This is a genomic window from Pseudomonas sp. RIT-PI-q (assembly GCF_001297125.1).
GTDB lineage: Bacteria > Pseudomonadota > Gammaproteobacteria > Pseudomonadales > Pseudomonadaceae > Aquipseudomonas.
Genome location: NZ_LHPC01000021.1, coordinates 194,350 through 212,316, shown reverse-complemented (window position 1 = coordinate 212,316; position 17,967 = coordinate 194,350). Strand labels below are relative to the sequence as shown.

Below are 17,967 nucleotides of genomic sequence, written 5' to 3'. Positions count from 1 at the left end.
TCCTTCTCAGCCAGATCAGAAGTTCACGCCGAAGCTCAGCGCCAGGAAGTCGCGGTCTTCCAGGACGTTGTAGTCACCCCCGAAAAAGTCGGTGTAACTGAGGCTCGCGGTATAGGTGTTGCGGTAGTCGGCATCGACGCCGACGCTGACCGCCTTGGCGCCTTCGTTGAACAGCCCGTTGGGGCCATAGCCGGCGACGTCATGGGACCAGGACAGGTTGGGTTTGAGGTTGATCCCGCCGATCACGTTGGCGTAATCGAGGATGGCCCGGGCGCGGTAGCCCCAGGACGTCGAGGTGACGAAGCCTTCGGTATCGCCACCAAAACCGTATTGGCCATAGACCGAGTCGCGGCCGTAACGCAGTTTGGTCCGGGACTCCAATCCACCGACGCGCACCACTGCCGCTTCACCGACCAGCGTCAGCCGTTGGGCACCCAGTACCTGATCGAAGAAGTGCGTCAGGGTGCTCTGGACCTGCGTGACTTCCTTACGGCGATAGCCTTTGTTGTCGGCGCCTGGTGTGGTGGCGATCGGCGAGGCCGCACCGCCCGCGATCGGGTTGAGCAAGGCCAGCGTCAGGTCGTTGGTGTTGACTTGTACCGGAGCGTTGGGGCGATAGCTGATCTCGCCGGTCCACGCGGTGCCTGTAGGCAAGGTGGTGGAGAAGCTCGCGCCGTAGAGGCGAATGTCTTCCGGGTAATCGAGGTAATACTGCCCACGACCGAGCATCACACTCTGGGCGAGGCCCGCTCCGCTGCCGGGTGCAATGCGGTTGGCGGTGGTGACGATGCCCGGAATGCTCGCCAACGTACTCAGGCCAGCGGTGACGGTGCCGACCGTTGGGGAACGGCTGTGGTAATTCATGAAATACAGACCGTACTCGGTGTCGTCGCCGAGCCAGCGCAACGCGGTCCCCCATTGCCCGGAATCGCGGGCATCGCGGTCGCCGCCACGAGGAACGATCACGCCTTCCTTGCCGACTTCGAAGCCCTGGCCAAACGCCGCAGCGATCGGCTGCAACGGTGCGATCGCCGGGCTGGCTACCGTGTAATTCTTGTTGCAACCGTCCGCTGCCACGTCGACACCGAAGAACGTGCCGCAGTTGTCGAGAACGGTCTGGTCCCACTCCAGTTGATAGAAACCTTCCACAGAGAGCTGGTCGGTCAGGCCCTGGGAGGCGAACAGCATGTTCACCGGTATCAGGCCTTCCTTGATCTCGGCACCGGGACGGCGGAACGCGGAAACGTCGATCGGGTTGATGCTGTTGATCGAGTTGCCGATGAACGTACTTTCACCCCAGCTGACCACCTGTTTACCGGCACGCACGGTGCCCGGCAGATCGGCGATGGAATAGTTGTGATAGACGAAGGCATCGAGAAGTTGCGCGCCGGAGGACTTGGCGCCTTCCTTGCGGCCGTTGTCACTGATCTGCTTGAACTCGCGATCCTCGTCCTTGAGTTCGAAGTCGTACCAGTATTTGCCACGGACGAACACACCGGTGTCGCCATACTTCAGTTCAAGGTCGTGAATACCCTTGAAGATCTTCGAGAAGGTTTCGCCTTTCTTGAAGTTCAGGCGGCCATCGTCACCGGTCGAAGACTGGCCGGTCCCACCGTTGACGGTGCCTACCAGGGACTTGTCGGCATCACGCATGCCCCAGCTCGCGCCTACAGACAGCGAGGAATCGAACTGCCCCTCGATTTCCCCGATATTGAATGAAACAGCCTGCGCCTGGGCACAGCAACCCAAGGCAACCGCAGCGGCCAGCGCCTGCGGCTTGAAGATGGCGCGCATTGTTGTTTTTGTCATGCGTCTTCCCCGGTGAGTGACAGAAGGCCACACCCTACTGCCGCATGCCGGGAGCGATAAGCGCACCAAGGAGGTATTCGTGGTGTACCTCTAAAGGATGAATGCCCGCATGGCGCGGCGTTTTGCGCGAGGTATGGACGGGCTGGATGGCGGGTTATCAGCCAGACGCATCGGCGCTTGTAGCAACCGACTCTGTAGCAGCTTTGACTCTGTAGCAGCTGTCGAGCTTGCGAGGCTGCGTTCGGCTGCGCAGCAGTCGTAAACCCGGCATGCACGGTTTTCCTGAAATACCGAGGCGGCTGATTTCACGACTGCTGCGCAGCCGAACGCAGCCTCGCAAGCTCGACAGCTGCTACAAAGAGGGTGATCACCCACGAGGACGGGACTGTTGCTCAGACTGCAACAGTGCATGTCTGGAATCGCTGTTTTTCCTTTGCCGGCAAGCGCTTATGCTTACCGGGCTTTCAAGGCAAACGGCCGGAAAGCACAACGCAATGGCGCGTGACCCGCCCGCTCCATCAGCGACAGATTTCAGATGAATTGAATATTTTCGACTCATCACCCCGTGTTCACTGACGTTGATTTATAGCTCCTGATCAATCGTCTTACTTTGGCCGCTGCGTTTGCAGCGGCCTTTTTTATGGGCGATGGTTTTTCAGCGGGAGGAGTAACCGAGGGAATGTCAGGGCTTGGACCAGCCCTGCCGAGACAGCGGAATTAGAGCGAATACTTCTGCAAATTCCCCATCATTTCCTTCAGCGCTTCAATATTGTCCTTCGGATGCGCCGCCCCTTCGAAATCGCAGATCTGCTGCCAATGCGCCGCCACATCTTCCGGCGAGAAGCCCACCCGCGGATCAAACCCGGCGCCCAGGCTGCGCTCCCAGCGCACCTTGCCCATCCAGCCACCTCCGACTTCAAACAGCCCGGACGTTTCCTGGCAGTTCTCACTCGCGAGGTACACAACCAGCGGGCTGACCAGTTCCGGTTTGAGTTGTTCGAACACCTGCGGCGGGATCAGGCCTTCGGTCATGCGGGTGCCGCCGGTGGGGGCGATGGCGTTGACCAGGATGTTGTTCTTGCGGCCTTCGATGGCGAGGGTGCGGGTCAGGCCGTAGAGGCCGAGTTTGGCCATGCCGTAGTTGGACTGGCCGAAGTTGCCGTAAATGCCCGAGGTCGACGCAGTGAAGATGATGCGCCCGTAGTTTTGCTCGCGCAGGTGCGGCCAGGCGGCGCGGGTGACTTTGTAGGCACCTTCGACGTGGACGCGGTAAACCAGGTCCCAGTCGCCGTCTTCCATTTTGTGGAAGGTCTTGTCCCGCAGGATCCCGGCGTTGTTGACCACCACGTCGACACGGCCGAAAACGTCGAGGGCGTTCTGGACGATTTTGTCGCCGTCGGTGACGGAGTCGTGGTTGGCCTCGGCGATGCCGCCCGCCTCGCGAATTTCCGCCACGACACGGTCTGCCGCCGAAGCGTTGGCGCCTTCGCCCTGAGCCGAGCCACCGAGATCATTGACCAGCACTTTGGCGCCCTGTTTGGCGAACAGCAGTGCATGCGCCCGGCCAAGGCCGCCACCCGCCCCCGTGATGATCACGACTTTATCTTCGAAGCGCACAGACTCATTCATTGGGGGGACTCCAGCAGGCCAGGGGACAATGAAGTCCAGTGTCAGGCACGGCGATGCGGGTCACAACGAACAGGGGTGGGGCTGAATGGTGTGCGATAAGGCAGAGGGATGATGAGTTTGAAATCGGGGTGAATGTAAAAGATCGCAGCCTCGTTGCACTCGACAGCTCCTACATTGGGATGGCGTACACCCTGTAGGAACTGTCGAGTGCAACGAGGCTGCGATCTTTCCGGTCAGGCTCAGGAACAAGCGGCCTTGCGTGGCGCTGCAACCAGCCGGTCGCGAAACTCCAGGTAATGCTTGAGCACCTGCCCCGGCGCCTCGGTCTGCGGGTAGTGGCCAATGCCGGGCAACAGGACCGTGTCCGGATTCGGGATCAGCTCCTGATAACGATGGACCATGTGCCCGCCGGATATCGGATCGACCTCGCCCTCGATCACCCGCAGCGGCACTTCATCGCGCTGCATCGCGCTGACCCACCGCTCGCGCTGGGCACGTCGCTCAGGAATATAGGTGATCAGCTTGTGCATGATCCGTGGCCCGTGATTGCTCTCGACCAGACTCCAGAAATCGTCCATCTCGCTCTCGGTGGGGCGACTCTGCGGACCGAATATCTGCCGAAAACTCTTCACCAGACCGTCCCGGGAAAAGGCGCGGCCAATCATCCAGCCCAACGGGCTGAGCAGCAGTTTTTGCATCAGTATCGGGCGATGGGTTTCGGGAAACAGGCCGCCATTGAGGAACACGCAACTGGCGATATCAATGCGCGTTTCGTAATGCCGGGCCAGCAGTTCCTGGGCGACGCTGTCACCGTAATCGTGGGCGAGCACATGCACCGGCTGCTCGACCTTCAAGTGTTCCAGCAAGGCCTGTTGCAGATCGGCCTGCCCCAGCAGGCTGTACTCGTGGTTCACCGGTTTGGCGGAGTCGCCGAAGCCCAGCATGTCGCAGGCAATCACACGAAAACGCTGAGTCAACGGCTGCCACAGGTAATGCCAGTCCCAACTGGCGGTTGGAAAGCCATGAATGAGTAGCAGCGGCTCCCCCTGCCCCGCCGTCCAGTAACGGATGGTCTGGCCATGGAAGACGAACGTCTGGCCGCGTTTGCGCCAGACACACAGAGGGATCTCGGCGAGAGGCATCAGAGTTTATATCCCGCGTCTTGTTTATCGAGTTTACGCAGCAACGCTGGCCAGGCCAGTGCACCGCCCATCCCTTGAGCGCTTTTGGTGACGCCGGCAATCATCGCCTTGGCGCCCGCCAGAATCTGCGGTTCGATGGCGATCAGTTCGGCGCCGCCGTTCTGCGCCAGCACCTGGATATCGCAGGCGCGCTGGAAGGTAAACATCATCAGGAACGTATCGGCGATGGTGCTGCCACAGGTCAGCAAGCCGTGGTTGTGCAGCATCAGGAAATTGTTTTCACCGAGGTCGGCTTGCAGTCGCGCCTTTTCTTCGTGGTTCAGCGCCACGCCTTCGTAGGCGTGATACGCCAGGCTCGACAAGACAAACAGTGATTGCTGGCTGATCGGCAAAACGCCTTGTTTCTGCGCCGACACCGCGACGCCGGCAGCCGTGTGCGTGTGCAGCACGCAAACCACGTCGTGACGCACTTCATGCACCGCGCTGTGAATGGTGTACCCGGCAGGGTTGATCTCGTAGGGGCTGTCCATCAGCTTGTTACCGGCCTGATCGACCTTGACCAGGCTCGACGCGGTGATTTCGTGGAACATCAGCCCGAACGGGTTGATCAGGAAGTCTTCGGTGCCTGGCACCTTGGCAGAGATGTGCGTAAAGATCAGATCATCCCAGCCATGCAGGGCGACCAGACGGTAGCAGGCAGCCAGATCGACGCGGGTTTGCCACTCGGCGGCGCTGACGTGGTCTTTGACAGTGTTGGGGGATTGGACGGGCGCTACATTCACGGCAAGGAACTCCTGTTCTTATTGTTTTGCTCACGTGAATCAGTCTAGTCACCCCCCAAGGTTCGTGTAGTTGCATTGGCAGCCAGCTTGATGGCCTAGCGAGTCAGTGCGCCGTCGAGTGTGGCTCCGTGTCAAAGTATTGCCGCCAGCAACGGCGCCGCGAACAGATTCAGCAGCCCCGTCAGAACCATGACCAGCCCTGCCACCGAGCCTTCTTCACCGCCCACTTCATGGGCCCGACTGACCCCGGCGCCGTGCGCCCCGACGCCAAACAATGCACCTCGAGCCAAGGCACTGCGTAAAGGCAACCATTTGAGCAGGATGCCGCCGAGCAGCGCCCCGAAAACGCCGGTGAACATCACGAACACTGCCGTGAGTTCCGGCACGCCGCCAAGGTCGTGTGCCAGCGGCATGGCAAAGGGCGTGGTGATCGAACGTGGCACCAGCGACATCGTCACCGAACTGTCCAGCGCCAACACCTTGGCCAGTCCGAACGAACTGCCGATGGACGCCGCACTGCCCGCCAGCATCCCGAGCAACAACGCCGACCAGTGCCGCATCAACATTCGCCGCTGTTGCCAGATAGGCACCGCGAAGGCGACGGTGACCGGGCCCAGCACCAGCATCAGCCAATGGGTGTTGCTCGAATATTCGGCATACGCGGTGTGCAGTGGCACGGCGAGCGCCAACAACAGGGCCGGAACCAGAATCAGCGGCGACAGCACATAGCGTCCGGTGCGCCGGTAGATCCAGCGGCTGAACAGGTAGGCCAGCAGCGTGAAGGCCAGCCAGAACATCGGCATCAGTTCAAGCTTCATGGGACCTCCTCAACCGCACCACCAGTTCCACGGTAAAGGCCGTCACCAGCATCACCATCAAGGTGCTGATGCCGATCACCAGCAGAATCCGCCAGCCGTCACTGCGCAGCAGGGCGCCGTAATCGAGCAAGCTCATCAGCGCCGGGATGAAGAACAACAGCATCTCGGCCATCAACAGGCCGGCGCCCGTTTGCAACGCGACTGGCTTGACCAGCCCAAGGGCAAACGCCAGCAGTAACAAGACCATGCCAATCACACCCCCCGGAATCGGCCAGGAAAACCACGCGGCCATTTGGCAGCCGAGCAGGTAGATGGCCAGCAGTACGGCCAGTTCTGCGAACAGGCGAGCCAGGTTTTTCAGGGTTGATGCATGCATGATTTCGGTCCTCACAGGCGCTCATTTTACGGAGCGGGCTGCTATCCCCGAAGCGAATTGTTAGACTCAAAGCCATTCCATAATGGAATCATGCCATGGAATTCAAACAGCTCCGCAGCTTTGTCGAAGTGATGCATCAAGGTGGCTTTACTCAAGCCGCCAAGACCCTGCACATCAGCCAATCGGCGGTAAGCAAGCAGGTCGCGCAACTGGAACAGAGCCTCGGCACGCCACTGCTCGAACGCTTGGGGTCGCAGCTGCGCCTGACCGCCGCCGGCAGCGTGGTGCTGCAACGCGCCGAAGGCATGCTGCGGTTGCGTAACGAACTGCTCAGTGAGCTGGATGATTTGAGCCAACTGGCCCGAGGCGAATTACGCCTGGGCTTGCCACTGCTGGGCAGCGATGCGCTGTTTGCCGGGCTGTTCGCCGAATACCGGCGACGCTACCCGAACATCAGCATTCAATTGCTTGAGGGTGGCAGCCTGAACATCGAACAGGCGGTGTTGAGCGGTGAACTGGAACTGGGTGGCAGCCTGTTGACCAAGGACCCGCAATTCGCTTTCCAGCCATTCTGCGACGAACCGATGGACGCCTTGCTGCCAACCGATCATCCGCTGGCGACGAAGACGGTGATTGGACTGGAGGAATTGGCTGATACGCCGTTTTTGCTTTATCAACGCAGCTTCGTGCTCAACGACCGCTTGCTGCAAGCCTGTCAGCAGATGGGATTTACGCCCAAAGAAGGCGGTCGCAGCGGCCAGGCGGATTTTCTTGCGGCGCTGGTGGCCGCCGGGCAAGGCGTCGTGCTGTTGCCACGGGTGGTGGCTCGCGCACTGGTGCGGCCAGGCGTGGTGCGCCTGACCTTGAATGCGCCGAGCTATCTACGTTGGGACATCGCCTTCATCTGGCGTCAGGGCGCGTACTTGTCCAAAGCCGCGCAAGCCTGGCTCGCCCTGTTGCGCGAGCAGCCGGTCAGCCCTGCAGAGCGCTGACCAACTCTGCCAGCCAAGGCTCGGCGTCGGTTTCCGGGGTCACGCTTTCACTGGCATCCAGGCGCAACATTGGCAGCACTTCGCGGATGCCCAGTTCGCCGAACAATTCGCGCATCAACTCGCCGCCACCGCAGAACGTGTCGCCATAACTCGCATCGCCCAGGCCGATCACCGCGCCCGGCAAACCACGCCAGGTTGCCGGCAACTGGTCGCGAATCGCGAAATACAACGGTTGCAGGTTGTCCGGCAACTCACCCATGCCCGTGGTCGACGTCACCGCCAGAAAAGCTTCGGGGCCAAAGGCCTGAATATCGGCGAGGCTCGCGCGCGGGTTGTGAAAGGTTTCGAAACCTGCGGTTTTCAAAATGCTCGCGGCATGGCGAGCGACTTCTTCAGCCGTGCCGTACACCGAGCCGGAAAGGATGGCGACTTTCATCAATCTGATCCTGAAGCTGAGTAAAAGAGGGGATATTAACAGCCGCAGCCAAGAAGATGCGATACGCTCTCAATAAGCGCTGGCGGCCAGTGCCTGGTGCGCTTCTAGAATGCACCGCTCAATCAACGTGGAAAGGATTCTCTGATGATCAACGCCCAATTGCTGCAAATGGTGATCAACGCCTCCAATGACGGAATCGTGATTGCCGAAAAGGAAGGCGAACAAGACAACATCTGATTTACGTCAACCCGGCGTTCGAGCGCCTGACCGGTTACACCAGCGAAGAAATCCTCTACCAGGATTGCCGCTTCCTGCAATCCGGAGACCGTGACCAGGAAGCCCTACCGTTGATTCGCGAGGCGTTGCAAAGGGGCGGCTCCTGTCGGGAAATCCTCAGAAATTACCGCAAGGACGGCACGCCGTTCTGGAATGAGCTGTCCCTTTCGACGGTGAAAAACCCAAGCGATGGGCAAACTTATTTTGTCGGAGTACAGAAAGACGTCACCGTTCAAGTCAAGGCGCAGCAACGTGTAGCGCAGCTCGAAGCGCAACTGGCGGAAATTCAGGCTGAGCTTGCCGCTCTGAAAGCGACGAACGGTAAAAACAAAACAACGAATTAATTGTCATTAACTACAATCACCGATGGGTTTGTAACTTTTTCTTTCGAGCAGATCATGCAGCGCGACGCACTCCTGACACAGGATGAGCTGGATTTTATCCAGACCATGCAACACAACCCGCAACTCAATGTGCGGGATGCGACGTCGAGCCTGCTCGTCAACGGTGGTTCGCAGATCCGTGATTTGCTCACGCGCCTTGCCGCGCATGAGCAAGTCACTATTCAAGCCAATTTCGAAAATCAGCAAATGACTTTCCCGCTACACCTCGTGGAAGACGAGTTCCATGCGCTGCATTTGCGCCTCGGCGTCCCCAGTATCTATGAAGACGGGCCGTTGGTACGGCCATGGCGGCTGGTTCTCGAGGAGCCAGTGGCGCTCGAAAACGCCAGCGGCCAACCTGGCACGATGTGGGTGCACGAAGTGTCGTTCAAAGGGGTTTTGCTGGAAGTTCGCAACCGGACCAAACCGCCAAAACATTTCGCCTTGTGGTTCAGCCCGTCAGGCTATGAGCGGATCGCGATGCGCGGCACGTTTGAAAAAGAAACCGAGCAGGGTTTCTATGCTTACCAGTTGAGTCAAAGCGACAAGGACGAAACCGAGCGCCTGCGCCAGTACATCCTTCAGCAGCATCGCCTGACTCATCCTGCCATGCATCTCTGAATTTCAGGTATCCAGGTTACCGGCCAGGAACTGTTTCAGGCGCTGACGCATCACCATTCCCTCGTTCCCCAGACAACCGACCGATGAACCGGCCAGGCTTTCCTGGGCCAAATCTGCCGCATCACCGACCAGCATCAACTGGCAATCGAGGCTCAAGGCCAGGCGATTCAAGCGCCTTGGCAATTCGGCGGTGGGTGCGTGATTGGAAACCAACACCAGCGCCTTGGGCTTGATCCTCTCGCAGATCAGGGTCAACTCGTCGAATGGCTGACCGATAGCCAGCACTTGAATAGCCGAATCGACACTGCTTAAAAACAGCGCCGTTACCAGCACGTCGAGTTCACGACACTGATCGTCCAAGGCGCAGACAATTATTCGCCGCGGCTGCATGACCCGCACCAGCAGCAGTCGTTGCAACACTCGAGATCGCAAAAAGCCGTCCAGGAAAAGCCACTCGCTGGCCTGACCGAACGCTTCCTGGCGCAACAGCAATCGGGTCCAGAGCGGAATCAGGATGTCCTGAAACACTACCGTCAGTGGATAACTGGAAAAGATCTGGCCATAGACCTGCTCCAGTTGAACCTCGTCAAAGGCATTCACTGCCGCCTGAACTTGCTGCTGCCATTGCGCGTAGTCAGCCTGCACCCGTTCATTGGGAATGATCTGTGCCAATGCCCTGAGCGGCTCGGTCTTGGCCAATATCTTGCCGACTTTGCTGACGGCAACCCCGCGATCAATCCAGCCGATAATGCTGCGGACCCGGTCGATATCGGTCATCGAGTACAGTCGATGCCCGCTTTCGGTGCGTGTTGGCTGGATCAGACCATAACGACGCTCCCATGCGCGTAGCGTGACCGGGTTGACCCCGGTCAGGCGTGCCACCTCACGAATTGGAAAGAGTTCTTCCCGCTCAACTGAGAGAGCATTTGGCACACCTGGGTTAGCGTCAGTCAGGACAGGCATTGGGTCGGTGTACGTCCGCACATGAATTGGATCCCATTCTACCTCTCTTGCCCCATCCCCCTTCAACACCTTGATCGCGACGAATGTCACTGACGCCACAGGCCGAATCAGGAATAATCCTTGCTTGTCCCAAGACGCAGCCCACCACCCCGGCGCTGCGCTTGGCGGAACTCCTACCCGGAGTGACGCGTTTGTCATACGGAGATACACAATGTCTACCTCACCCGTCACGCTGATGGTTGCGCGCCGCGTCGCCGATGGACGTTATCAGGACTTGATCGCCTGGCTGCGCGAAGGCGAACAACTGGCCACCGATTTTCCCGGTTATCTCGGCTCTGGCGTGCTCGCTCCGCCGCCCGACGATGACGAGTTCCAGATTATTTTCCGCTTCGCCGATGAGCAGACCCTGCACGCCTGGGAGCATTCCGTCTCGCGCACAGCCTGGCTCGGGCGCGGTAGCGACCTGTTTGCCCATCCTACGGAGCATCGGGTCAGCGGCATCGAAGGCTGGTTCGGCGCTGTCGGTCAACGCCCACCACGCTGGAAGCAGGCCGTGGCGATCTGGCTGGCGTTCTTCCCGGTTTCGTTGCTGTTCAACTTTGCGCTCGGGCCGTTGCTCGGCGAGATGACGCTGCTGCCTCGCGTGTTGATCAGCACGCTGTGCCTGACCCCGCTGATGGTCTACTTCTTCATTCCGCTGTCGACCCGCCTGCTGGCCGGCTGGCTGAACAGCACACCCACGCGTCGATTGCCCGTCGAGCCCTCGACCCAAAACCCCTAACCCTGTAGGAGCAAGGCTTGCCCGCGAAGAACGATGACGCGGTTTAACCAATAGACCGCGTCGTACCATTCGCGGGCAAGCCTCGCTCCTACAGGACGTAGGTGAACATCGACCGTCGCTGGTATAGTTTTGCTCTCACCGCGACGCGAGCCGTTCATGACCTCTTCCGCAGCTCCGATCCTTATCACCGGTGCCGGCCAGCGTGTCGGCCTGCATTGCGCGCAGCGCTTGCTCGAAGACGGCCATCCGCTGATCTTCAGCTACCGCCGCGAACGCCCCGGCGTGCAAACTTTGCGCGACCTGGGAGCGACCGCGGTGTTTGCCGACTTTTCCACCGAAGCGGGGATCTTCGCGTTCATCAGCGAACTTAAAACCCACACCGACAGCCTGCGCGCGATCGTCCATAACGCCTCCGAATGGTTGGCCGAAACGCCGGACACCGACGCCACGGCGTTCACCCGCATGTTCAACGTGCATATGCTTGCGCCCTACCTGATCAACCTGCATTGTGTGGACTTGCTGCAGCGCTCAAGCCCTGCCGACATCGTGCACATCAGCGACGATGTGACCCGCAGGGGCAGCAGCCAGCACATTGGCTACTGCGCCAGCAAAGCCGGGCTCGACAGCCTGACCCTGTCCTTTGCCGCGAAATATGCGCCGACAATCAAGGTCAACGGGATCGCGCCGGCCCTGCTACTGTTCAATCCCGACGACGACGCGGCGTACCGCGCCAAGGTGCTGGCCAAGTCCGCGCTGGGCATCGAACCCGGCAGCGAAGTGATCTACCAGAGCCTGCGTTATTTGCTCGACAACCCTTATGTCACCGGCACGACCCTGACCGTCAACGGCGGACGGCACGTCAAATAAGCTGCCCCGCGAGGATGTTCCATGACGTTATCCCTGCCCCAAAATTACCGCGAAATCCTCATCGGCCTCGGTGAAAATCCCGATCGCGAAGGCCTGCTCGACACCCCGGTGCGCGCGGCCAAGGCCATGCAGTACCTGTGTCATGGTTACGAACAAAGTGTCGAAGAGATCGTCAACGGCGCGCTGTTCGCGTCCGACAACGATGAAATGATCATCGTCGACAACATTGAGCTGTACTCGCTCTGCGAACATCACATGCTGCCCTTCATCGGCAAGGCGCACGTGGCTTATATTCCAACGGGCAAGGTGCTGGGCCTGTCGAAGATTGCACGGCTGGTGGACATGTTCGCCCGTCGCCTGCAAATCCAGGAAAACCTCACCCGGCAAATCGCCGATGCGGTGCAGCAAGTGACCGGCGCGGCGGGCGTCGCGGTGGTCATCGAAGCCAAGCACATGTGCATGATGATGCGCGGCGTCGAGAAACAGAATTCGACCATGAACACCTCGGTCATGCTCGGCGCCTTCCGCGAGTCGAGCAACACCCGCCAGGAGTTCCTGCAATTGATTGGACGGAGCAAGTAGCAATGCCACAACTTCAACCAGGTATGGCACGCATCCGGGTCAAGGACCTGTGCCTGCGGACGTTCATCGGGATCAACGAGGATGAAATCCTCAACAAGCAGGATGTGCTGATCAACCTGACCATCCTGTATGCGGCCCAGGACGCGGTGCGTGATAACGATATCGATCACGCGCTGAATTACCGAACCATCACCAAGGCGATCATCGCCCACGTGGAAGGCAATCGCTTTGCCCTGCTCGAACGCCTGACCCAGGAAATTCTCGACCTGGTCATGGCCAACGAGTCGGTGTTGTACGCCGAGGTCGAAGTCGACAAGCCCCACGCCTTGCGATTCGCCGAGTCAGTGTCGATTACCCTGGCCGCGAGCCGCTGACGGCGTCTGGCGCATTGTTCGCCAGGCTTTTATCATCCCGCGCACGAATTGAAAGCACAGAGCCCATCATGACCGAGCAACAACGCCTGGAACTCGAAGCCGCCGCCTTCCGCCGGCTGGTCGCGCACCTGGACAGCCGCAAGGATGTGCAGAACATCGACCTGATGAACCTCTCCGGTTTCTGCCGCAACTGCCTGTCCAAGTGGTACAAGGCCGCGGCCGATGAACGCCAGATCGAGGTCAGCCTCGACGATGCCCGCGAAGTGGTTTACGGCATGCCGTACGCCGAGTGGAAAGCCCAATACCAGCAAGAAGCCAACGCCGAACAACAAGCGGCGTTCGCCAAAGGAAAACCCAATGAGTGATTTGAACACCCTGCGCGCCAGCCTCAAGAGCGGCGAACACGTTTTTGCCGACACCCTGGCGTTCATCGCCGCCGGTTACGAATACCAGCCACAGGCTTTCACCAATGGTGGCGTGGAAAACGCCGCCGGGCAGAACGAAGGTTCGTGCAAGATCTTGGGTCTGGCACTGCTGGAAGGCTTGAGTGATGAAGAAGCGCTGCTGGCGTTCGGCGAACATTACCGCTCGGTGGTGTCGACGCCTGAGGGCAGCGACCACGGCAACATTCGCGCATTGATCGCTCATGGATTGGCCGGTGTGAAGTTCACTCAGCAGCCGCTGACTCGCCGCTGATTCAAAATCAAAAGATCGCAGCCTCGTTTCACTCGACAGCTCCTACAGAGAAACACGATCCCTGTAGGAGCTGTCGAGTGAAACGAGGCTGCGATCTTTTGACCTTCCAAGGCACATCCCGACTTTTAAGATTGACCCGGCGACTTTATTTCGTTTGCCGGGCACCGCTGCTCACGGCTTAGATAAATAGAAGCATCCCTTCTTCTGAGTCAGGTATCCATGAGCAGCGAAACCATCAGCCAGTCGATCAACATCGTTCATCCCGTCACACTCAGCCACGGCAAAAATGCCGAGCTCTGGGACACCGATGGCAAACGCTACATCGATTTTGTCGGCGGTATCGGCGTGCTCAACCTTGGCCATTGCCATCCGCGCATCGTCGAAGCCATTCGCGAACAGGCCACCCGGCTGACCCACTACGCGTTCAATGCCGCGCCACATGTGCCGTACATCGAACTCATGGATCGCCTGACAGCATTTATCCCGGTGAATTACCCGGTCAGCGGCATGCTCACCAACAGCGGCGCCGAAGCGGCGGAAAACGCCCTGAAAATCGTCCGTGGCGCCACCGGCCGTACGGCGGTGATTGCCTTTGACGGCGCCTTCCACGGCCGCACACTCGCCACCCTCAACCTCAACGGCAAAGTCGCGCCCTACAAACAGAAAGTCGGCGTGCTGCCAGGCCCGGTGTACCACCTGCCCTTCCCCAGCGAGGACAACGATGTGACCTGCGCCGAGGCGCTCAAGGCCATGGATCGTCTGTTCAGCGTCGAGATCGACGTCGAGGACGTCGCCTGTTTTATCCTCGAACCGGTGCAGGGCGAAGCGGGTTTCCTGGCGATGGACATCGAGTTCGCCCAGGCACTGCGGCGCTTCTGTGACCAGAAAGGCATCCTGCTGGTCGCCGATGAAATCCAGTCCGGCTTCGGTCGCACCGGCCAGCGTTTTGCGTTCTCGCGACTGGGCATCGAGCCGGACCTGATCCTGCTGGCCAAAAGCATCGCCGGCGGCGTGCCGCTCGGTGCGGTCGTCGGGCGCAAGTCGCTGCTCGACACCTTGCCCAAGGGCGGATTGGGCGGAACCTATTCGGGCAATCCCATTGCCTGCGCCGCAGCGTTGGCAACGCTGGATGAAATGACTGATGCAAATCTGCAAGCCTGGGGCACGCAGCAGGAAGAAGCGATTGTCAGCCGTTACCAATCCTGGCGCGCCAGCAAGCTGTCGCCGTATCTGGGCCGCTTGACCGGCGTCGGGGCGATGCGCGGCATCGAGTTGATCAACGCCGACGGCACACCGGCATCGGCTCAATTGACCCAGCTACTGGCGCTGGCGCGAGACGCCGGTTTGCTGTTGATGCCCAGCGGCAAGTCGCGGCACATCATCCGGCTCCTGGCTCCATTGACCACCGAAGCGGTTGTGCTGGAGGAAGGGCTGGATATTCTTGAGGCTTGCCTGGCGAAACTTTCCTGAAAAGCAAACTACGATCAGGGACTGACATAGCGAATTATGTTCGCTTGTAGTCGCCGATTTAGCGTCGCAATACTGACCAAAGACCCTTTGCCCCTTGTAGGAGCGAGCTTGCTCGCGATGTACGTTAACGATAACGCGGGCTGTCTGACTAAACGTTGTCGCCCTTACGTTTTTCGCGAGCAAGCTCGCTCCTACAGATTCTGCCTACTTCATTGCGAGATCACGACCACCTACAAGCCTGAGGCATTCATGTATCACGACAATATAATTTATAAAAAAAAGTCCAATGATCCTCAATTCCTGCTTGGCGTAGCCGTGGTGCTGTTCCTCGGCTCCTACCTGATGAACCTGGGCAACAGCGCCCTCAGTCATTTCCTGCATCCGCTGTTGGGCAATGCACCCGACAGCCTGACCGCACGCAATATCGCCATCGGCCTGACAATCGCTTTACTGGGCACGCTGAACTTCCACGTCCTCGGACGCTTGAAGTTCAAGGTGCAGACCACGGTGGTCTGGATCGAATTGCTGATCCTGTTCCTGGCATTCTTCGACACCTTCGACCTCTCCTACAGCTTCATCCTCGACAAGATCGGCTTCCTGATCATCCAGGGCGCGGCAACCACGCTGTACATCTCCGCCATCGCGATTGTGATTGCCTTCGTACTGGCGCTGATCGGCGCGGTGGCCAAGCTGTCGAACAACGGCCTGGCCAACGCCATCGCCTCGTTCTACACCTCGTTCTTTCGCGGGGTGCCGCTGCTGATTCAGATCTACCTGATTTACCTGGGACTGCCGCAACTCGGTTATGTGGTCGACGCGGTGCCCGCCGGCATCCTCGCGTTGTCCCTGTGCTACGGCGCCTACATGACCGAGATTTTCCGCGCGGGCATCCAGAGCATTCCGGTCGGCCAGTGGGAAGCCTCACGCGCCTTGGGCATCAGCCCGTTCAAGACCCTGAGCCGGGTGATCATGCCGCAAGCCTTGCGGGTGATCATTCCGCCCACCGGCAACCAGTTCATCGCCATGCTCAAGGACAGTTCACTGGTGTCGGTCATCGGTGTCTGGGAATTGATGTACCTGGCCAAGACCCAGGGTCGCGCGGACTTCCGCCACCTGGAAATGCTGATCACCGCCGCGATGATTTACTGGGCCCTGTCGTTCATCCTCGAACGGGTGCAAGCGCGGATCGAAAAACGGGTCAACCGATCCATCGCAAGGGGTTGATGCGTGATGACTCGAACCAATACCGCTGAACGACTCGACCTGGCGCCTGTTTCGCAGGCCAGCCCATCAATGATCTCGATCACCGGCCTGAACAAGTGGTACGGCGATTTTCACGCCTTGCGCGACGTCGATCTGACCGTCGCCACCGGCGAAATCCTGGTGGTGTGCGGGCCATCGGGCTCGGGCAAGTCGACGATGATTCGCTGCATCAACCACCTGGAAAACTTCCAGAAAGGCCACATTCAAGTCAACGGCATCACCCTCACCAGCGAGGCAGAAAGTGTCAGCGCGGTGCGCCGGGAAATCGGCATGGTGTTCCAGAGCTTCAATCTGTTCCCGCATTTGAGCGTGATGGACAACCTGACCCTGGCGCCGCAGCTGGTGCAAGGCGTGTCGAGCACTGAAGCGAAAAAACGCGCTCAGGTTTATCTGGAGCGGGTGCGCATTGCCGAGCATGCACACAAGTATCCATCGCAGCTCTCCGGCGGCCAGCAGCAACGCGTGGCGATTGCCCGGGCGCTGTGCATGAACCCCAAAGTGATGCTGTTCGACGAACCGACCTCAGCCCTGGACCCGGAGATGGTCCACGAAGTGCTGGACGTCATGGGCGAGTTGGCCACCGATGGCATGACCATGATTTGCGTGACCCACGAGATGGGTTTTGCCAGCAAGGTCGCCGACCGTGTGCTGTTCATGGACCAGGGCCAGGTCATCGAACAAGCCACCCCTGCCGAGTTTTTCAACAACCCGCAAACCGAACGCGCACAGAAGTTCCTGTCACAGATCATTGGTCACTGAGTACCGTTTTGCCCCTTCATAACAATAACGATAAGTGGAGATGGACATGGTCAGCAAAAAACACGTAATCGCAGCCGCACTCTCGCTGGTGTTCGTCGGCGCCGCCAACGCCGGTGCCGTCCTGGATAAAATCCAGAACAGCAAAACCATGACCGTCGCCACGTCGGCGACCTGGCCACCCCAGGGTTTTATCAACGACAAGAATGAAATCGACGGGTTTGATATCGACGTGTCCAAGGAGATCGCCAAGCGTCTCGGCGTCGAGGTCAAGTTCATCACGCCCGATTGGGATGTGATCACCGCGGGCAAGTGGAATGGGCGCTGGGACATGTCCGTGGGCTCGATGACCGCTACTAAAAGTCGCGCGCGAATTCTCGATTTCCCGGCGACGTATTACTACGTGCCGTACGTGTTTGCGGTTCACAACAAATCCACAGTCACCGACCACAAAGCCCTCAATGACAAAACCATCGGCGTCGAAGGTGGCACCACGTCAGAGGACTTCCTCAACCAGGCGCTGGCCATCGAGACCTCGGATGTGCCGCCGGTGGTCTACGACGTAAAAACCAAAAAAATGAAAACCTACTCCGGTTCCGTCGGACCGCTGGACGATCTGCGCCTGGGCGACGGCACCCGCCTGGACGCCATCCTCACGCAACGCAGCACGCTCGACGCAGCCGTCAAGAAAGGCTACCCGCTGCGCGCCGTCGACAATGCCGTGGCGTTCTACGAACCACTGGCCATTGCCACCGACAAGGGTGACCCGGAACTGACCAGCAAACTCAATGAAATCGTCGGTCAGATGCACAAGGACGGCACGCTGACCAAGCTCTCGGACAAGTGGTACGGCGTGGACTACTCGACCATCAAGTAACCCCTCCCACCTGTAGGAGCGAGCTTGCTCGCGAAGAACGTCAACGATGACGCAGTTTTTTCTGAATGCCCGCG

The 17,967-nt window shown here is 59.3% G+C and carries 20 protein-coding genes and 1 pseudogene; 13 read left to right on the top strand and 8 right to left on the bottom strand.

The window, feature by feature from the left end; genetic code table 11:
- Window positions 1–15: 15 nt before the first annotated feature.
- The 6 genes from AEQ67_RS07765 to AEQ67_RS07740 form a co-directional block, all read right to left on the bottom strand.
- Window positions 16–1,809 (bottom strand): DUF1302 domain-containing protein, encoded by a 1,794-nt coding sequence (locus tag AEQ67_RS07765; protein ID WP_059403297.1) that lies wholly within the window; start codon window positions 1,807–1,809, stop codon window positions 16–18.
- Window positions 1,810–2,526: 717 nt separating this feature from the next.
- Window positions 2,527–3,438: an SDR family oxidoreductase gene (locus AEQ67_RS07760; protein WP_059403296.1), complete on the bottom strand. Its 912-nt coding sequence runs from the start codon at window positions 3,436–3,438 to the stop codon at window positions 2,527–2,529.
- A 239-nt stretch (window positions 3,439–3,677) separates the two neighbouring features.
- Window positions 3,678–4,580 carry an alpha/beta fold hydrolase gene (locus AEQ67_RS07755; protein WP_059403295.1) on the bottom strand — a complete coding sequence of 301 codons (903 nt, stop codon included), beginning with the start codon at window positions 4,578–4,580 and terminating at the stop codon, window positions 3,678–3,680.
- Window positions 4,580–5,362 carry a class II aldolase/adducin family protein gene (locus AEQ67_RS07750; protein ID WP_059403294.1) on the bottom strand — a complete coding sequence of 261 codons (783 nt, stop codon included), beginning with the start codon at window positions 5,360–5,362 and terminating at the stop codon, window positions 4,580–4,582. Before AEQ67_RS07750 ends, AEQ67_RS07755 begins: the two co-directional genes overlap by 1 nt.
- A gap of 131 nt (window positions 5,363–5,493) precedes the next feature.
- Window positions 5,494–6,180, bottom strand: a complete 687-nt coding sequence (locus AEQ67_RS07745) for an LrgB family protein (RefSeq protein ID WP_059403293.1) — start codon at window positions 6,178–6,180, stop codon at window positions 5,494–5,496.
- Window positions 6,170–6,556, bottom strand: a complete 387-nt coding sequence (locus AEQ67_RS07740; RefSeq protein WP_059403292.1) for a CidA/LrgA family protein — start codon at window positions 6,554–6,556, stop codon at window positions 6,170–6,172. Before AEQ67_RS07740 ends, AEQ67_RS07745 begins: the two co-directional genes overlap by 11 nt.
- Window positions 6,557–6,651: 95 nt before the next feature.
- Between AEQ67_RS07740 and AEQ67_RS07735 the strand changes: the two genes are divergently transcribed.
- Complete coding sequence (locus AEQ67_RS07735; RefSeq protein WP_059403291.1) at window positions 6,652–7,548, top strand: LysR family transcriptional regulator; 897 nt, start codon at window positions 6,652–6,654, stop codon at window positions 7,546–7,548.
- On the opposite strand, the gene AEQ67_RS07730 is transcribed toward AEQ67_RS07735, so the two are convergent.
- Window positions 7,529–7,984, bottom strand: coding sequence for a flavodoxin (locus AEQ67_RS07730; RefSeq protein WP_059403290.1), 456 nt, complete (start codon window positions 7,982–7,984; stop codon window positions 7,529–7,531). The two genes, AEQ67_RS07735 and AEQ67_RS07730, sit on opposite strands and share 20 nt — an antisense overlap.
- Window positions 7,985–8,128: 144 nt before the next feature.
- On the opposite strand from AEQ67_RS07730, the pseudogene AEQ67_RS07725 reads away from it, so the two are divergent.
- Together AEQ67_RS07725 and AEQ67_RS07720 are read left to right on the top strand one after the other, a co-directional pair.
- A pseudogene (locus AEQ67_RS07725) lies at window positions 8,129–8,604 on the top strand (PAS domain-containing protein).
- 54 nt (window positions 8,605–8,658) lie between these two features.
- Window positions 8,659–9,264, top strand: coding sequence for a hypothetical protein (locus tag AEQ67_RS07720; RefSeq protein WP_059403289.1), 606 nt, complete (start codon window positions 8,659–8,661; stop codon window positions 9,262–9,264).
- Between the two features lie 3 nt (window positions 9,265–9,267).
- Here the strand turns inward: AEQ67_RS07720 and AEQ67_RS07715 are convergent, their stop codons facing one another.
- Window positions 9,268–10,227 carry a MerR family transcriptional regulator gene (locus tag AEQ67_RS07715; RefSeq protein WP_059403288.1) on the bottom strand — a complete coding sequence of 320 codons (960 nt, stop codon included), beginning with the start codon at window positions 10,225–10,227 and terminating at the stop codon, window positions 9,268–9,270.
- Window positions 10,228–10,438: 211 nt separating this feature from the next.
- Between AEQ67_RS07715 and AEQ67_RS07710 the strand changes: the two genes are divergently transcribed.
- The 10 genes from AEQ67_RS07710 (at window position 10,439) to AEQ67_RS07665 (ending at window position 17,893) form a co-directional block, all read left to right on the top strand.
- Entirely contained in the window at window positions 10,439–11,008 is a 570-nt protein-coding gene (locus AEQ67_RS07710) for an antibiotic biosynthesis monooxygenase (RefSeq protein ID WP_059403287.1), read from the top strand.
- A 156-nt stretch (window positions 11,009–11,164) separates the two neighbouring features.
- Window positions 11,165–11,875: a dihydromonapterin reductase gene (gene folM / locus AEQ67_RS07705; RefSeq protein ID WP_059403286.1), complete on the top strand. Its 711-nt coding sequence runs from the start codon at window positions 11,165–11,167 to the stop codon at window positions 11,873–11,875.
- Between the two features lie 21 nt (window positions 11,876–11,896).
- Window positions 11,897–12,457, top strand: coding sequence for a GTP cyclohydrolase I FolE (folE, locus tag AEQ67_RS07700; RefSeq protein WP_059403285.1), 561 nt, complete (start codon window positions 11,897–11,899; stop codon window positions 12,455–12,457).
- Window positions 12,458–12,459: 2 nt separating this feature from the next.
- Complete coding sequence (gene folX, locus AEQ67_RS07695) at window positions 12,460–12,831, top strand: dihydroneopterin triphosphate 2'-epimerase (RefSeq protein ID WP_059403284.1); 372 nt, start codon at window positions 12,460–12,462, stop codon at window positions 12,829–12,831.
- A gap of 68 nt (window positions 12,832–12,899) precedes the next feature.
- On the top strand, window positions 12,900–13,196 hold the full coding sequence (locus AEQ67_RS07690) for a DUF1244 domain-containing protein (protein ID WP_059403283.1): 297 nt from the start codon (window positions 12,900–12,902) through the stop codon (window positions 13,194–13,196).
- Complete coding sequence (locus AEQ67_RS07685) at window positions 13,189–13,527, top strand: HopJ type III effector protein (protein WP_059403282.1); 339 nt, start codon at window positions 13,189–13,191, stop codon at window positions 13,525–13,527. Before AEQ67_RS07690 ends, AEQ67_RS07685 begins: the two co-directional genes overlap by 8 nt.
- A 219-nt stretch (window positions 13,528–13,746) precedes the next feature.
- Window positions 13,747–14,997 carry a 2-aminoadipate transaminase gene (locus tag AEQ67_RS07680; RefSeq protein WP_059403281.1) on the top strand — a complete coding sequence of 417 codons (1,251 nt, stop codon included), beginning with the start codon at window positions 13,747–13,749 and terminating at the stop codon, window positions 14,995–14,997.
- Between the two features lie 249 nt (window positions 14,998–15,246).
- Window positions 15,247–16,221: an amino acid ABC transporter permease gene (locus AEQ67_RS07675; protein WP_059403280.1), complete on the top strand. Its 975-nt coding sequence runs from the start codon at window positions 15,247–15,249 to the stop codon at window positions 16,219–16,221.
- Window positions 16,222–16,290: 69 nt separating this feature from the next.
- Entirely contained in the window at window positions 16,291–17,019 is a 729-nt protein-coding gene (locus AEQ67_RS07670; protein ID WP_152974815.1) for an amino acid ABC transporter ATP-binding protein, read from the top strand.
- Between the two features lie 40 nt (window positions 17,020–17,059).
- Complete coding sequence (locus AEQ67_RS07665; protein WP_059403278.1) at window positions 17,060–17,893, top strand: transporter substrate-binding domain-containing protein; 834 nt, start codon at window positions 17,060–17,062, stop codon at window positions 17,891–17,893.
- Window positions 17,894–17,967: the final 74 nt, after the last annotated feature.

Bases quoted from the DNA above. Each gene is read 5' to 3' on its own strand.
- AEQ67_RS07680 (WP_059403281.1), top strand. From the start codon at position 13,747: ATGAGCAGCGAAACCATCAGCCAGTCGATCAACATCGTTCATCCCGTC.
- AEQ67_RS07720 (WP_059403289.1), top strand. From the start codon at position 8,659: ATGCAGCGCGACGCACTCCTGACACAGGATGAGCTGGATTTTATCCAG.
- folM (WP_059403286.1), top strand. From the start codon at position 11,165: ATGACCTCTTCCGCAGCTCCGATCCTTATCACCGGTGCCGGCCAGCGT.
- AEQ67_RS07755 (WP_059403295.1), bottom strand. From the start codon at position 4,580: ATGCCTCTCGCCGAGATCCCTCTGTGTGTCTGGCGCAAACGCGGCCAG.
- AEQ67_RS07745 (WP_059403293.1), bottom strand. From the start codon at position 6,180: ATGAAGCTTGAACTGATGCCGATGTTCTGGCTGGCCTTCACGCTGCTG.
- AEQ67_RS07715 (WP_059403288.1), bottom strand. From the start codon at position 10,227: ATGCCTGTCCTGACTGACGCTAACCCAGGTGTGCCAAATGCTCTCTCA.
- folX (WP_059403284.1), top strand. From the start codon at position 12,460: ATGCCACAACTTCAACCAGGTATGGCACGCATCCGGGTCAAGGACCTG.
- AEQ67_RS07730 (WP_059403290.1), bottom strand. From the start codon at position 7,984: ATGAAAGTCGCCATCCTTTCCGGCTCGGTGTACGGCACGGCTGAAGAA.
- AEQ67_RS07690 (WP_059403283.1), top strand. From the start codon at position 12,900: ATGACCGAGCAACAACGCCTGGAACTCGAAGCCGCCGCCTTCCGCCGG.
- AEQ67_RS07710 (WP_059403287.1), top strand. From the start codon at position 10,439: ATGTCTACCTCACCCGTCACGCTGATGGTTGCGCGCCGCGTCGCCGAT.
- AEQ67_RS07760 (WP_059403296.1), bottom strand. From the start codon at position 3,438: ATGAATGAGTCTGTGCGCTTCGAAGATAAAGTCGTGATCATCACGGGG.
- AEQ67_RS07675 (WP_059403280.1), top strand. From the start codon at position 15,247: ATGTATCACGACAATATAATTTATAAAAAAAAGTCCAATGATCCTCAA.
- folE (WP_059403285.1), top strand. From the start codon at position 11,897: ATGACGTTATCCCTGCCCCAAAATTACCGCGAAATCCTCATCGGCCTC.
- AEQ67_RS07665 (WP_059403278.1), top strand. From the start codon at position 17,060: ATGGACATGGTCAGCAAAAAACACGTAATCGCAGCCGCACTCTCGCTG.
- AEQ67_RS07740 (WP_059403292.1), bottom strand. From the start codon at position 6,556: ATGCATGCATCAACCCTGAAAAACCTGGCTCGCCTGTTCGCAGAACTG.
- AEQ67_RS07735 (WP_059403291.1), top strand. From the start codon at position 6,652: ATGGAATTCAAACAGCTCCGCAGCTTTGTCGAAGTGATGCATCAAGGT.
- AEQ67_RS07685 (WP_059403282.1), top strand. From the start codon at position 13,189: ATGAGTGATTTGAACACCCTGCGCGCCAGCCTCAAGAGCGGCGAACAC.
- AEQ67_RS07670 (WP_152974815.1), top strand. From the start codon at position 16,291: ATGATCTCGATCACCGGCCTGAACAAGTGGTACGGCGATTTTCACGCC.
- AEQ67_RS07765 (WP_059403297.1), bottom strand. From the start codon at position 1,809: ATGACAAAAACAACAATGCGCGCCATCTTCAAGCCGCAGGCGCTGGCC.